The organism is Colwellia psychrerythraea (genome assembly GCF_000764225.1).
Taxonomy (GTDB): Bacteria; Pseudomonadota; Gammaproteobacteria; order Enterobacterales; family Alteromonadaceae; genus Colwellia; species Colwellia psychrerythraea_D.
The window spans coordinates 403,932-418,040 of the sequence record NZ_JQED01000015.1; the positions used below are offsets into that span (position 1 = coordinate 403,932).

Below are 14,109 nucleotides of genomic sequence, written 5' to 3' on the forward strand. Positions count from 1 at the left end.
GTTGTTCAGGAAAATAGGCTCAGATAATTGTTTCCGTAGTTTCTCTTTACACTAATATGGTGTCTTCTCTTTGTAATTAATCAGGGGATGAAAAGCATGTTTAAAGCTGCTCTACTAGGGAAGAGAGAAAACTAAACCCTCATCGTTTTATCTGTTTTAACCGCTCGCTGTTTACTAAAGAAATTCATCTCAATCATAAATTCAGCAAGGCTACTATCGCCCACATTTTGAAATATCATGGGCTTATAGTATCCGAATAATGAATCACCAGACAAAATAATATAAAGAATTGCATAAATTAATTTGCGCTACGTGCGTTGGTGAGCGAAAATACGCACAATTTTTATTTTTTCAAGACTATAAGATCTGGAGCTATATATGTCATCGCGTCAAGAGTTAGCAAATGCTATCCGTGTATTAAGTATGGATGCCGTACAAAAAGCAAAATCAGGGCACCCGGGTGCCCCTATGGGTATGGCCGATATCGCAGAGGTATTATGGCGTGATTTTTTAAAGCATAATCCTACTGACCCAAACTGGGCCGACCGCGATCGCTTTATTTTATCGAACGGCCATGGTTCTATGCTTATTTATTCTTTATTGCATTTATCGGGTTACGATTTATCTATCGAGGATTTAAAAGATTTCCGTCAATTGCATTCTAAAACCCCTGGTCACCCAGAATACGGTTATACACCAGGCGTAGAAACCACTACAGGTCCATTGGGTGCAGGTATTGCCAATGCTGTTGGGATGGCAATTGCTGAAAAAACATTAGCGGCTCAATTTAACCGTGAAGATCATGCAATTGTTGATCACTTCACTTATTGCTTTTTAGGCGATGGCTGTTTAATGGAAGGTATCTCTCACGAGGCTTGTTCACTTGCTGGTACCTTAGGTCTAGGTAAATTAATCGCATTTTGGGATGACAATGGCATTTCAATTGATGGTGAAGTTGAAGGATGGTTTACCGACAACACCCCTGCCCGCTTTGAATCATACGGATGGCATGTTATTTGTGTTGATGGCCATGATTCACAGGCAATAACTCACGCTATCGAAGAAGCAAAATCAGTAACCGATAAACCAAGCATGATTTGTTGTAAAACTATCATTGGTTTTGGTTCACCAAATAAATCAGGTACGCATGACTGTCACGGCGCACCATTAGGTGATGACGAAATTGCAGCAACGCGTGAATTTTTAAACTGGTCTCATGCTCCATTTGATATTCCAGCTGATATTTACGAGCAATGGAATAGAAAAGAGAAAGGTCAAGCGAGCCAAGTTAGCTGGAATGATAAATTTGCCGCATACAAAGCAGCACACCCTGGTCTTGCCAGTGAGTATGAGCGTCGAGTTATTAAAGGCGAATTACCAGCCGAATTTGAAGAAAAAGCAAACGCTTTTATTCAGCAATGTCACGAAAGTAGTGAAAATATTGCTTCACGTAAAGCATCACAAAATGCTATTGAAGCTTTTGGTAGCGTGTTACCAGAAATGTTAGGTGGTTCAGCTGATTTAGCGGGTTCAAATTTAACATTATGGTCTGGCTCAAAAGGTATTCAAGAAGATGCTGCTGGTAACTATATCTTTTACGGTGTTCGTGAATTTGGTATGAGCAGTATCATGAATGGTATTTCTTTACATGGCGGTTTTGTCAACTACGGCGCCACCTTCATGATGTTTATGGAATATGCGCGTAATGCAGTACGCATGTCTGCATTAATGGGTATTCAAAATATCTTTGTTTATACTCACGACTCTATTGGTCAAGGTGAAGATGGTCCAACGCATCAACCTATTGAACAATTAACTAACTTAAGAACTACACCAAATCTTACGACTTGGCGCCCATGTGATGCAACAGAATCTGCTGTTGCGTGGAAATCAGCAGTACAAAATCAAAAAGCACCAACGGCGTTAGTTTTTTCACGTCAAGGTTTACCTGCAATGAGCCGAACTCAAGCACAAGTAAGCGATATTGAAAAAGGCGCTTATATTTTAGTTGATTGTGCTGGAACGCCTGATGTTATTTTATTGGCAACAGGCTCTGAAGTTGCATTAGCGGTAAATGCAGCCGCAGCACTAACTGAGCAAGGTAAATTGGTACGCGTAATTTCTATGCCATCTACCAATGTTTTTGATAAACAAACTAGTGACTACAAAGAATCAATTTTACCAGCCAGCGTAACTAAACGTGTCGCTATTGAAGCTGCGCATGTTGACTTCTGGGCTAAGTATGTCGGCCTAAGCGGTGCGGTTGTTGGTATGACAACATTTGGTGAGTCGGCTCCAGGTAATGTATTGCTTGAGCATTTTGGCTTCACTGTAGATAACGTTGTAAATACTGTAAACGAGCTATAAGGCTTTGAGTTAAGCGAACTACAACAACTAAAAACAAGAGTTGTAGTTCGCATTATCCCATAAGTTATTACTAGCTTATCGATTAACACCATCTATAAATGCAGTAAAATCATGACAATTAGAATTGCCATTAATGGCTTTGGCCGTATCGGTCGCAGCGTAGTTAGAGCGCTATATGAAAGTGGCAAGACAGATTTATTCACTTTAGTTTCAATTAATGAACTAGCACCTGCTTCAGGCATAGCACACCTTTTGAAATATGATAGTACCCATGGTCGATTTCCCTTCAGTGTGAGTGAAAAAGAAAACCAATTAATTATCAATGGTGATGAAGTCGCTTTAACGCATGTTGGCAACTTAAATAGCCTTCCCTGGAAACAGCAAAATATTGATATTGTTCTTGATTGTACAGGTAAATACGGCAATAAAGCTGATGGATTGAGCCATATTAATCGAGGTGCAAAGAAAGTTTTATTCTCTCATCCTGGTAGTCAAGACATTGATGCTACTATCATCTATGGCATCAATCACCAATCACTGACATCTGCCGATCGTGTTGTGTCAAATGGCTCTTGTACAACCAACTGTATCGTGCCGGTTATCAAAGTCATCGATGAAGCATTCGGCGTAGAAAGTGGTAGTATTACCACCATACATTCATCAATGCATGATCAACAAGTCATTGATGCTTATCATAAAGACTTACGTTTATCTCGTGCAGCCAGCCAATCGATCATTCCAGTAGATACTAAACTCGCCGCGGGCATAGAGCGAATATTACCTAAATTTAAGGGCCGCTTTGAGGCGATTGCCGTACGTGTACCTACCGTCAACGTTACCGCAATGGATTTAAGCCTTACGGTTAATCACGATGTCTGTATTTGCGACATCAATAAAGCCATACAAGCCGCAACAAGTAACCATGACTTATATGGCGTATTAGCATATACCGAAGAACCGCTTGTTTCAGTTGATTTTAATCATGACCCTCATTCTTGTATCGTTGATGGAAATCAAACACGTGTCAGCCATAAACGCTTAATTAAGATGCTAGTTTGGTGTGACAATGAATGGGGTTTTGCCAATCGTATGTTAGATACGGCCATGGCAATGCACCAAGCAGAAAATTAAGAACAAGTTAACAAAATTTATAGACAATTATTTCACATAATTCACAGACAGTGAAAACAGGAGACAACAATGTCGATTATCAAAATGGCTGATCTTACATTAGCTAACCAGCGCGTATTAATTCGTGAAGATTTAAATGTGCCTGTAGCTGATGGTAAAATTACTTCAGATGCTCGTTTACGCGCCGCATTACCGACCTTAAAACTTGCGCTAGAAGCTGGCGCAAAAGTCATGGTAATGTCTCACTTAGGTCGCCCAACAGAAGGTGAGCCAGAAGAGAAGTTTTCTCTTAAGCCTGTAACTGATTATTTAAGTGCTGCTTTAAACTATCCTGTACGCTTAGTAACTGATTACCTAGACGGGGTAGATGTTGCTGCTGGCGAATTAGTAATATTTGAAAACATTCGCTTTAACGTAGGCGAAAAGAAAAATGATGATACATTAGCCAAGAAATTAGCTGCTTTATGTGATGTATTCGTTATGGATGCTTTTGGTACTGCTCATCGTGCACAAGCCAGTACACATGGCGTAGCAAAATTTGCTGCAACAGCTTGTGCTGGTCCATTACTTTCTGGAGAATTAGAAGCGTTAGGTAAAGCTTTAGATAATCCAGCGAGACCACTTGTGGCAATTGTTGGTGGTTCTAAAGTATCAACTAAATTAACGGTACTTGATTCTCTAGCAGGCATTGTTGATCAACTTGTTGTGGGTGGAGGTATTGCTAACACTTTCATTGCAGCAAATGGTCATAGCGTCGGAAAATCATTATATGAAGCTGATTTAGTTGAAGAAGCAACTCGCTTAACTAAACAAGCTCAAGCGAATAATGGTGACATCCCTGTGCCAACTGATGTTGTTGTTGCGACTGAATTTTCAGCCTCTGCTTCTGCAACCTTAAAACCTGTCAATGAAGTGACTGCTGATGAGATGATATTTGATATTGGTCCAGACTCCGCAATAGCACTCTCAGAGATTATTGCTAATGCTGGTACTATTGTATGGAATGGCCCTGTAGGGGTATTTGAATTCGATCAATTCGGTGAAGGGACCAAAGTTATTGCACAAGCTATTGCAGATAGCTCAGCCTTCTCAATCGCAGGCGGCGGCGATACCTTAGCCGCTGTTGATAAATACGACATTGCAGATAAAGTTTCTTATATCTCAACGGGTGGCGGCGCCTTCCTTGAGTTCTTAGAAGGTAAAAAGCTTCCCGCTGTAGAAATTTTAGAGCAACGTGCCAAATAGTCACATGACTAATACTCAATAGTCGCTAACGAATAGCAACTATTTGAACTAAAGAAAAAACGAGTCACTTTTTAAGGTACTCGTTTTTTTTTGTCTAAATATCAATATTAAAAGAAAAAGAAAGCAAAACGAAATTCAAACCCAGCAAGCAACTCCAGAACGAAACAAGATCGAAATAAAATCGAAATGAAAACGAAACATCTTGCAATGCCATTGTAGTAAACTTACAATCACTATCTAGGAAATATCACTGATATAGCGTGTAAACTAAGAGCATCTTGTAATATTCGCACAAAATTCAGCTTTTACATCTATTAGTGTTTAAAAATCAACTTTAAGCAAATTATCCTGTCAGATAAAGGGACTATTTGCTATAATTTTGTTATCTAAATAAAAACTTTCAACCTTAGCAACAAAAACTTATCTAGGAGTAAGTAAATGGCTTTAATTTCAATGCGCCAAATGCTCGACCATGCGGCAGAATTTGAATACGGTATTCCAGCATTTAATGTAAACAACTTAGAGCAAGTGCGTGCAATCATGCTTGCCGCTAGTGATACTGATAGCCCTGTCATCATGCAAGCTTCTGCTGGTGCCAGAAAATATGCCGGTGCGCCTTTTTTACGCCACTTAATTTTAGCCGCGATTGAAGAATTTCCACATATTCCAGTGGTAATGCATCAAGATCACGGGACTTCTCCTACGGTTTGTCAACGTTCTATCCAATTAGGTTTCTCATCAGTAATGATGGATGGCTCATTAATGGATGACGGAAAAACACCTAGCACTTATGAATACAATGTTGATGTAACACGTCGCACTGTCGAAATGGCGCACGCTTGTGGTGTTTCTGTTGAAGGTGAATTAGGCTGCTTAGGCTCACTTGAAACGGGTATGGCAGGTGAAGAAGATGGTGTTGGAGCAGAAGGCGTCTTAACAAAAGAACAAATGTTAACAGACCCTGAAGAAGCCGCTGACTTTGTTAGTAAAACCCAAGTAGATGCTCTTGCTATTGCTTGTGGTACCTCTCATGGTGCTTACAAGTTTACCCGTCCACCTACAGGTGATATTTTAGCAATTGATCGCATTAAAGCAATTCATCAACGTATTCCACATACTCATTTAGTAATGCATGGCTCTTCGTCTGTACCACAAGATTGGTTGGCTGTTATTAATGAATTTGGTGGAAAAATCCCTGAAACTTATGGTGTACCGGTTGAACAAATTCAACACGGTATTAAAAATGGTGTACGTAAAATCAATATCGATACTGATTTACGTCTTGCAGCTACGGGCTCTATTCGTCGCTTCTTAGCAGAAAATCCTAGTGAATTTGATCCTCGTAAATTCTTACAAGTATCAACTAATGCTATGTATGATATTTGTAAAGCGCGCTATGAAGCATTTAATACTGTTGGTAATGCCAGCAAAATGAAGCCAATAAGTCTTGATAACATGTTCGACCGTTACCAAAGTGGTGAACTAAAAGCTATCATCAAGTAACATCATTGATACAAAGTAGTTAATTAAAAGGGCTTAGGCCCTTTTTTTATGCTCGAATAAAATAAACTACTTAGGTATAATCGATTTAATATAATTCATGTGTTATTTCTATTAAGTAATTTTTTCAAGATGTTTTCTCGTTTTATTTCTCCCCTCATTTTTATAATTTATTGCGCCTTTCCTAGCCTTTCTTATGCTCAAGAGCAAAAAGTAGAGACAGAATCGGCTAATGCCTCAGATATATTATTTAGCCTTGAAAAAGCTGATGAATCCCAGCAACCTGCCTCTGGCACACTATTTACTGCCTCAGCTCAATTAGGGTTGCTTTATTTAACAGGTAATACTCGCAGTGCCGATATTAAAACAGGTTTAGACTTACGTTTTGAAAGAGGCCTTTGGCGAAGTTTCTTTGTTTTTGATTTGTTAGTGAAAAAAACTGAAACCGAGAATGAAGTGAGTACCGGTGATATTCAAAAAGAATTTGAAACAACGGATCAGAAGTGGAGCATAACATCACAAACTAACTACACGCTTGATGCAATAAAACAGAACTATGTCTATGGCAGTGTCTTTTATGAAGAGAATAGGTTTTCTGGTTTTGACTCACAAGCGTCAATATCAACCGGTTGGGGTCGCCGTTGGTTTGAAAGTAAGGAAGCAAGTTTTGATGCCGATGTGGGTCCTGGTTTTAAAAGAGATATTACCCAAGTTACCCCTGAAGAAATCGAAACAGGTATGACAAATAAAACCCAAGATACTCTTATCTTACAAGCACAAGCGCTATATATTAGAAAAATAAATGAACATATCGAATTTAAACAACTTTTTGTAGTCAAACACGCGATAGAGCAAGGGCAAAACAGTATTTATAAAGCTGAAAGTTCAATTACCAGTAAGTTAATTGATTCATTGCAACTTAAGCTTAATTTCGTTATCGATTACAACTCGAAAGTAGATGATGATAAAGAAAATTTAAACACAGAAACCTCTGCAGTACTTATATATAGTTTTTAATCAAGATAGAACATGAAGCAATAGCTAGCTACCTAGCTCCAGTGATTCTTGTTTAAATTTCTGTAGGTCATCAGCTAAAATCTCTACATTTTGTGCATCAATCATGTAGGTGAAAGTACAAGTCTTCGAAGCACTAAATTCGTAACAAACACTGAGGAAGTCTTGCCCTTGCTTGGTGCTATACAAACCAAATTTGAAAGTAACCCCGTTCATCCATTCCGATACATATTCATTAACGGCTTGAGTGAGTAAATATTTATTAGGTATTGATTGACTTTGCCATTGTCGATACCTATCAATTGCAAACTCAACATCATCAATTTCTGACTCATTTATCCATAAAGGATAGGTAATATTTAAACTACTTTTATCTGTACCTGAAAGAGGCAATGTGACCTGAGCTGCATACAATAATGTATTACCTGATACTAGGCCTGTTTGAACTTCTTTTAAGTTGGTCTGCTTATTAACATAACTATCCGTATCAACATTATATTGTGAAAAATTTACTTGGGTATTCCGGTCAGTTTCGGTGTAAGCACCTATAGTGCCGCAGCCAGATAATGATAAAATGGCAATTGTGAGCATGATATTTGAATTCATTGTATTTTCTTGTGATGGTGCTTGATTGTAAGCATGTCTAATATAATGGCTTTACTTAGACAGGAACTAGGTAGTTAAATTGGGGAGTAGTATATATTCACTGAGGCTGGAAACTGTTGAAAGTCGTAATTAAAACGTTAAGAGAAGTTATGTTATACGACGGTTACATAGGGCAATATAAGCATTAATCTCTCAGCCAATCGAACTTACATACATCTTGGGCAAGTATTGGTGATTAAAAATTATGATTAATGCGTGACAAAATTCTGATTTTTGCTTATGTGCTAGATTAATATAATAAAACAATCATAATTGAGTTCTTTGCCACAGCTTGAACCCTTTTCTTATTTTTTTAATTGTTTCAGTGTTAGTATCAAGGCTTAGCGCCATGCAATGCTCAGCACTTTCATCTTTTGATATTTCTAGGCCTGATATAAGCATCAACGCTTTAGCTCCTAGTAATTCTAAACGATAGTTTAGTGACTCTTGAGATTGTATGACCACATCAACTCGCCCTTTAATTAACTTTTTAATATTCGCTTCTTCATTAGAGGATATATCTAGATTTACTCCCTCTTGAAATCCCTTTTGCAAAAAGTAATTGTGACTGTTATCACCCCGCATGATACCAACCACACTTGTTTTTAATGCTTCTAAAGAATCTATATTGATATCATTCGATGCAAGTTTATATGCATGAATTGGCGTGGACTGATAGATGGGACAAAACCAATGAAATTTGGACTCTCGTTGCTTTGTTTTATAAATAGAATAAATAAGTACATCAGATTTGCTTGTTGCCAAATGAAAGCTTCTTGCCCAAGGGTAAATATCTATCGAATATTTGATATCAGTGTATGACAATATCTCTCTAATATTATGAGTAACGATTCCTGAAACTTTCTTACCTTTTACAATAAACGGAGGCCAATCTTCTGTTACCACGTTAAGCTCTGCTTCGTCAGACTGTACTAAAGAAGAAAAGAGTAAAAAAATAATTAATAGGGAAATTTTCATCGAAATTCTACATCTAGGCTTATGATTAATCACTGAAATTAATATCTTAAATTGTATCACTTCTGTTGTCATCACTATTAAAAGTATTATTGTCATCAACAATATATAACTTGTTCCATAGCAAAATACTGGCAAAATCCCCTCATATTAAGCTATTCAAAGGCGCTTATAGTGGTAAAAACTAAAATCGGTTCAATCACATTTGCTTGCCCTGCTTCTTTAACCTAAAATATCGCAATTATTATTCCCTTCACATAAAAAGGTATCTACATGGCCCAGCCACTACCAGATAAGTTCATCATGTCGATGAATCGAGTTTCTAAAGTAGTTCCACCCAAGCGCACTATTTTAAAAGATATTTCTCTGTCATTTTTCCCTGGCGCTAAAATCGGTGTATTAGGTTTAAACGGCTCAGGTAAGTCGACCTTGCTTCGAATTATGGCCGGCGTTGATAAAGAATTTGAAGGTGATGCCGTTGCCTTAGCCGGTACTAAAATTGGTTATTTGCCACAAGAGCCTCAGCTTGATGAAAATCAAACAGTACGTGAAGCCGTTGAAGAAGCGGTTGCTGAAGTTAAAAATGCCATGGCACGTTTAGACCAAGTCTATAACGAATACGCTGAAGAAGGCGCTGATTTTGATAAGCTAGCAAAAGAGCAAGGCGAGTTAGAAGATATCATCAATGCTAACGATGGTCATAATATTGATAACGTACTTGAGCGTGCTGCTGATGCCTTACGTCTGCCAGAGTGGGATCAAAAAATTGCTGTACTAAGTGGTGGTGAACGTCGTCGTGTTGCCCTTTGTCGCTTATTACTTGAAAAACCAGATATGTTATTACTGGATGAACCAACTAACCATTTAGATGCTGAATCTGTTGCCTGGTTAGAACGCTTCTTACATGACTATACTGGTACTGTAGTAGCAATCACCCATGATAGGTATTTCTTAGACAATGTTGCTGGTTGGATCTTGGAGCTTGATAGAGGTCACGGTATCCCTTATGAAGGTAACTATTCTTCTTGGTTAGAGCAAAAAGATGCCCGTCTTGAGCGTGAAGGTAAAACTGAAAACGCATTACAAAAAACCATCAAGCAAGAGCTAGAGTGGGTACGTTCAAACCCTAAAGCACGTCAATCAAAAAGCAAAGCCCGTATGGCACGTTTTGAAGAGCTTAATAGTCAAGATCATCAAAAACGCAACGAAACCAACGAACTTTACATTCCACCTGGACCACGTTTAGGTGACAGAGTATTAGATGTGAATAACTTAACCAAATCATTTGGCGATAGAGTGCTAATTGATGACTTAAGTTTTAGTGTACCTAAAGGTGCCATCGTCGGTATTATCGGGCCAAATGGCGCGGGTAAATCGACACTATTTAAAATGATGTCGGGCGCTGAACAACCTGACTCAGGTAATGTTGAGCTTGGTGAAACGGTTAAACTTGCTAGTGTTGATCAGTTCCGTGATGACATGGATGACAGTAAAACGGTTTACCAAGAAATTTCTCAAGGCCATGACATTTTGCAAATTGGTAACTTTGAAATTCCAAGTCGTGCTTATTGTTCACGTTTTAACTTTAAAGGTAACGATCAACAAAAGATCATTGGTGAATTATCTGGTGGTGAACGTAACCGTGTGCATTTAGCTAAGTTAGTGCAAACCGGTGGTAACGTATTACTACTTGATGAACCTACCAACGATTTAGATGTTGAGACCTTACGTGCACTTGAAGAAGCGATATTAGAATTCCCAGGCTGTGCCATGGTTATTTCTCATGACCGTTGGTTCCTCGACCGTATTGCTACTCATATCCTAGATTACCGTGATGAAGGTCAAATCAACTTCTTTGAGGGTAACTTTACTGATTATGAAGCATGGTTGAAGAAAACTTTAGGGCCTGCTGCAACAGAGCCACACAGAATTAAATACAAAAAAATAGGCTAAACACTAAATAATATCAGCCGTTGCTGGTACGTTAGTATTTTTGCTGTGATTTGTGATTAAATTTACCGATAAAAGCCAGTTAAACATTGATTTTAATTGGCTTTTTTGTATCTAATAGTTTTTTACTTTTCAATAAAAGAGGGCTATGCTGAAGCTAGACAATCGTAAGAGTTATTAGTCGACTTGGACAATAGACATGGAAAACAGACGGCAATTTACTCGAATTTTATTTTCAATAAAAGCAGAGTTAGAAATTAAGAAGAGTATATACCATGTTTCTATTCATGATATATCACTAAACGGTGCTTTAGTTACCGCGATAGAGAGTGAACAATCATTAACAGGCAAGCAAGGTACTTTACACTTTTTATTATCGGACGATGAGTCAGAAGTAAATATGAACATTACGGTTGTTCACGAAGAAGCAAATGAAACAGGTTTGCAATGTAACGCTATTGATATTGATAGTGCCACCCATTTACGTCGATTGGTAGAACTCAATCTAGGTAATAATGAACAACTTAATAAAGAACTAAGTCAACTTACTCGTATGAATAACAACTAAACAACTAATTAATATTGTATTTTAGTTTTAATTCGATTTAGTAAAGTTTACATTTTTTTACCCAAACCTTCTTAGGAGTCTTAATGAATCATCTAATTATCTCTTGTATTGGTCCAGATAAAACAGGCCTAGTAGACACTTTATCTACAATTATTTCTAAGCATGAAGGCAACTGGCAAGTCAGTAGTTTGCATCATTTATCAGGTTTTTTCGCTGGTGTTATCGAAATAGCAGTGGCAAGTGAAAAAAGTGAAAGTTTGATAACTGAATTAAAAGCAATCAATGGTTTGAGCTGTCAAATTGAAGTGGCTGAGCCCAATTTACCGGAGGTTGTCAGTAACCTAGTATTAGAAATCACTGCTAATGATAGAGCAGGTATTGTGCAAGAAGTATCCTCTGTCATCCACCATCAAAATGGTAACTTGATAAAACTAGTAAGCACAAAAGATAGCGCAGCTTACAGTGGCCAAGATATTTTTAAAGCTAAAGTACAAATAGCTATTGAGGATAAATCAGTTGATCATCTTATTAGTGCCTTAGAGCAAATAGCAGATGATTTGATGGTAGATATTTCTCGTTAGTTTGCTTTTGCAATAATACATAGTCAATTGACTATCCAATTAATCAAAGCTTTAATTTCAACGTTTGTAAATCAAAAACGAGTGCCATTAAGCACTCGTTTTTTATATCTAGCCTTAACTAAATAAAGAATAAAGAAACACCTTAAGACAAACTTTCCAAAAACTTAGCTGCGTTGTTTATATCTCGACTACGTTTCATCTCGGGTAAGCTTTTTAAAAACGTTTCACCATAGGGTTTATTCACTAATCGATCATCGCAAATCACTAATACACCACGATCACTCACATCTCGAATAAGACGACCTACCCCTTGTTTCAAAGCGATAACAGCTTGCGGTAATTGAATTTGACTAAAGGGTTCTCCGCCTTGACGTCTTGCATCTTCACATCGAGCCTGCAATAAAGGATCGTCCGGTGAAGCGAACGGTAGTTTATCAATAATCACACAGGTAAGCTTATCACCACGAACATCAACCCCTTCCCAAAAGCTTGCCGTTGCGAGTAATACAGCACTGTCTTGCTCAACAAACTGCTCAAGCAATTTACGTTTGGCCATTTTTCCTTGTACTAATAATGGGTTATCAATATTTTCAGCCAGAATTTCAGCAACCTGATGCATAACACGATAACTGGTAAAAAGCATAAAACACGCACCTTTACTGGCTTTAATCAGCGGTTGGGCAAGCTCAGCAAGTTTTGATGCACGATTCTTATCATTGGCTTGAGGTAAATAGCGTGGCACTACAAGTTGAGATTGCCTCTGATAATCAAAGGGACTATCGAGCATAAGTTGCTTAGCATTTTGCAAACCTAAATGCTGGGCAAAATGGTCAAAACGATTATTTACCGCTAAAGTTGCCGAAGTAAAAATCCAGCCTGCGCCTGACTCTTTTACCACCTCACTAAACTTATCACTGACCGTTAAGGGCGTTTGGTGCAATACCACACTTCTTGGGGTAGTTTCATACCAAAAACTCATACCATACGCTTCAACATTCGCCATGACATCATATTGGGCAAGTAGGTTTACTGCTCGGTCAAAACAATTATCAATTGCTTCATTTCGTGAAACACAAAGCTTAATCACCTGGTAGAGGAAATCTAAGTCAATTTTTAAGTTTTCAAATTTTTGCTGAAATTGAATTTGTTTATACTTTTCTCGCCAATTACCCCGCTCAGGGTCGTAGTTAAACAATAGACGAAATTCTTGACAGGTTTTCTGCAATTTCTCCGCTGCTAAACCCAATTGTTTTACATCAGTTAAACTACTACGATGGACTTGTAATACGTCAGTACATAAATCAACAAGCTGTTTACTAGAAAAAGCTTCACCAAAGTATTCACTCGCAATATCGCTAATTTGATGCGCTTCATCAAAAATCATCACTTGCGCTTTGGGAATAAGCTCACCAAATCCGGTATCCTTTAACGCCATATCAGCAAAGAACAAATGATGATTCACCACAATAATATCAGCATCACTTGCTTTTTGACGCGCCCTCACTAAATGACATGCTTCATAGTCTGGACAATCTCTAGCTAAACAATTATCCAAGGTACTCGTTACAAAGGGAAAAATACTAGAGTCTTCACTGACATTGACTAACTCACCGATATCACCACTTTGTGTACCATTAGCCCATGTTTTAACTTTAACCAGATCTTGCAACATTTGTGCATCTAGCTGACCTCGACTGTTTTGGTACTGCGCTAACCGATAGTTACATAGATAATTTGCCCGCCCCTTTAATAAAGCGACTTGTGCATTGCTCGCCAGCGCCTTTTTAATTAAAGGGATATCTTTATGAAAGAGTTGTTCCTGAAGATTCTTAGTCCCCGTTGATACAACAATCTTCTTAGGTTTTTTCGCATTCAAAGATAAAAAGGCAGGGATTAAATAAGCAAAGGTCTTTCCAGTCCCCGTACCTGCTTCAACAATCAGCGAGGATTGTTTGTCAATTGCCTGGGCAACATCAAGCGCCATATCCGTTTGCGCCTGACGAGGAGAGAAACCTTTAATGGCTTTAGCTAAAGCACCTTCTTGAGCAAAGGCATGGCTTACTTGGTTAACAGGGTTAATTTTTTTTTCAGTCATGTAAAACGGGGCGACACAAATGAGTATTTATGTCAGAG

At 38.1% G+C, this 14,109-nt stretch carries 11 protein-coding genes; 8 read left to right on the plus strand and 3 right to left on the minus strand.

Going from position 1 to position 14,109, the window contains the following annotated elements; all coding sequences use genetic code 11:
• Positions 1–378: 378 nt before the first annotated feature.
• From tkt to ND2E_RS12780, 5 genes are all read left to right on the plus strand, one after another.
• On the plus strand, positions 379–2,367 hold the full coding sequence (tkt, locus tag ND2E_RS12800; RefSeq protein WP_033093448.1) for a transketolase: 1,989 nt from the start codon (positions 379–381) through the stop codon (positions 2,365–2,367).
• Positions 2,368–2,478: 111 nt separating this feature from the next.
• Positions 2,479–3,498: an erythrose-4-phosphate dehydrogenase gene (epd, locus tag ND2E_RS12795; protein ID WP_033093449.1), complete on the plus strand. Its 1,020-nt coding sequence runs from the start codon at positions 2,479–2,481 to the stop codon at positions 3,496–3,498.
• A gap of 69 nt (positions 3,499–3,567) precedes the next feature.
• Positions 3,568–4,743 carry a phosphoglycerate kinase gene (locus ND2E_RS12790; RefSeq protein ID WP_033093450.1) on the plus strand — a complete coding sequence of 392 codons (1,176 nt, stop codon included), beginning with the start codon at positions 3,568–3,570 and terminating at the stop codon, positions 4,741–4,743.
• A gap of 438 nt (positions 4,744–5,181) precedes the next feature.
• On the plus strand, positions 5,182–6,246 hold the full coding sequence (fba, locus tag ND2E_RS12785; protein ID WP_033093451.1) for a class II fructose-bisphosphate aldolase: 1,065 nt from the start codon (positions 5,182–5,184) through the stop codon (positions 6,244–6,246).
• Positions 6,247–6,375: 129 nt separating this feature from the next.
• On the plus strand, positions 6,376–7,260 hold the full coding sequence (locus tag ND2E_RS12780) for a DUF481 domain-containing protein (RefSeq protein WP_033093452.1): 885 nt from the start codon (positions 6,376–6,378) through the stop codon (positions 7,258–7,260).
• 24 nt (positions 7,261–7,284) lie between these two features.
• On the opposite strand, the gene ND2E_RS12775 is transcribed toward ND2E_RS12780, so the two are convergent.
• Positions 7,285–7,863: a hypothetical protein gene (locus tag ND2E_RS12775; protein ID WP_033093453.1), complete on the minus strand. Its 579-nt coding sequence runs from the start codon at positions 7,861–7,863 to the stop codon at positions 7,285–7,287.
• 306 nt (positions 7,864–8,169) lie between these two features.
• The gene (locus ND2E_RS12770) at positions 8,170–8,880 is read right to left on the minus strand and encodes a substrate-binding periplasmic protein (RefSeq protein ID WP_190277819.1); all 711 of its coding nucleotides are present in this window, start codon (positions 8,878–8,880) and stop codon (positions 8,170–8,172) included.
• 270 nt (positions 8,881–9,150) lie between these two features.
• Between ND2E_RS12770 and ettA the strand changes: the two genes are divergently transcribed.
• The 3 genes from ettA (at position 9,151) to ND2E_RS12755 (ending at position 11,976) form a co-directional block, all read left to right on the plus strand.
• Positions 9,151–10,830: an energy-dependent translational throttle protein EttA gene (gene ettA / locus ND2E_RS12765; protein ID WP_033093455.1), complete on the plus strand. Its 1,680-nt coding sequence runs from the start codon at positions 9,151–9,153 to the stop codon at positions 10,828–10,830.
• Between the two features lie 196 nt (positions 10,831–11,026).
• Positions 11,027–11,395: a PilZ domain-containing protein gene (locus ND2E_RS12760; RefSeq protein ID WP_033093456.1), complete on the plus strand. Its 369-nt coding sequence runs from the start codon at positions 11,027–11,029 to the stop codon at positions 11,393–11,395.
• Positions 11,396–11,478: 83 nt separating this feature from the next.
• Complete coding sequence (locus ND2E_RS12755; protein ID WP_033093457.1) at positions 11,479–11,976, plus strand: glycine cleavage system protein R; 498 nt, start codon at positions 11,479–11,481, stop codon at positions 11,974–11,976.
• 142 nt (positions 11,977–12,118) lie between these two features.
• Here the strand turns inward: ND2E_RS12755 and ND2E_RS12750 are convergent, their stop codons facing one another.
• Complete coding sequence (locus ND2E_RS12750; protein WP_033093458.1) at positions 12,119–14,071, minus strand: ATP-dependent DNA helicase; 1,953 nt, start codon at positions 14,069–14,071, stop codon at positions 12,119–12,121.
• Positions 14,072–14,109: the final 38 nt, after the last annotated feature.

Coding starts and splice junctions, on each gene's coding strand:
- ND2E_RS12770 (WP_190277819.1), bottom strand. CDS start 8,880: ATGAAAATTTCCCTATTAATTATTTTTTTACTCTTTTCTTCTTTAGTA.
- ND2E_RS12790 (WP_033093450.1), top strand. CDS start 3,568: ATGTCGATTATCAAAATGGCTGATCTTACATTAGCTAACCAGCGCGTA.
- ND2E_RS12750 (WP_033093458.1), bottom strand. CDS start 14,071: ATGACTGAAAAAAAAATTAACCCTGTTAACCAAGTAAGCCATGCCTTT.
- ND2E_RS12780 (WP_033093452.1), top strand. CDS start 6,376: ATGTTTTCTCGTTTTATTTCTCCCCTCATTTTTATAATTTATTGCGCC.
- ND2E_RS12755 (WP_033093457.1), top strand. CDS start 11,479: ATGAATCATCTAATTATCTCTTGTATTGGTCCAGATAAAACAGGCCTA.
- ND2E_RS12760 (WP_033093456.1), top strand. CDS start 11,027: ATGGAAAACAGACGGCAATTTACTCGAATTTTATTTTCAATAAAAGCA.
- ND2E_RS12775 (WP_033093453.1), bottom strand. CDS start 7,863: ATGAATTCAAATATCATGCTCACAATTGCCATTTTATCATTATCTGGC.
- fba (WP_033093451.1), top strand. CDS start 5,182: ATGGCTTTAATTTCAATGCGCCAAATGCTCGACCATGCGGCAGAATTT.
- epd (WP_033093449.1), top strand. CDS start 2,479: ATGACAATTAGAATTGCCATTAATGGCTTTGGCCGTATCGGTCGCAGC.
- ettA (WP_033093455.1), top strand. CDS start 9,151: ATGGCCCAGCCACTACCAGATAAGTTCATCATGTCGATGAATCGAGTT.
- tkt (WP_033093448.1), top strand. CDS start 379: ATGTCATCGCGTCAAGAGTTAGCAAATGCTATCCGTGTATTAAGTATG.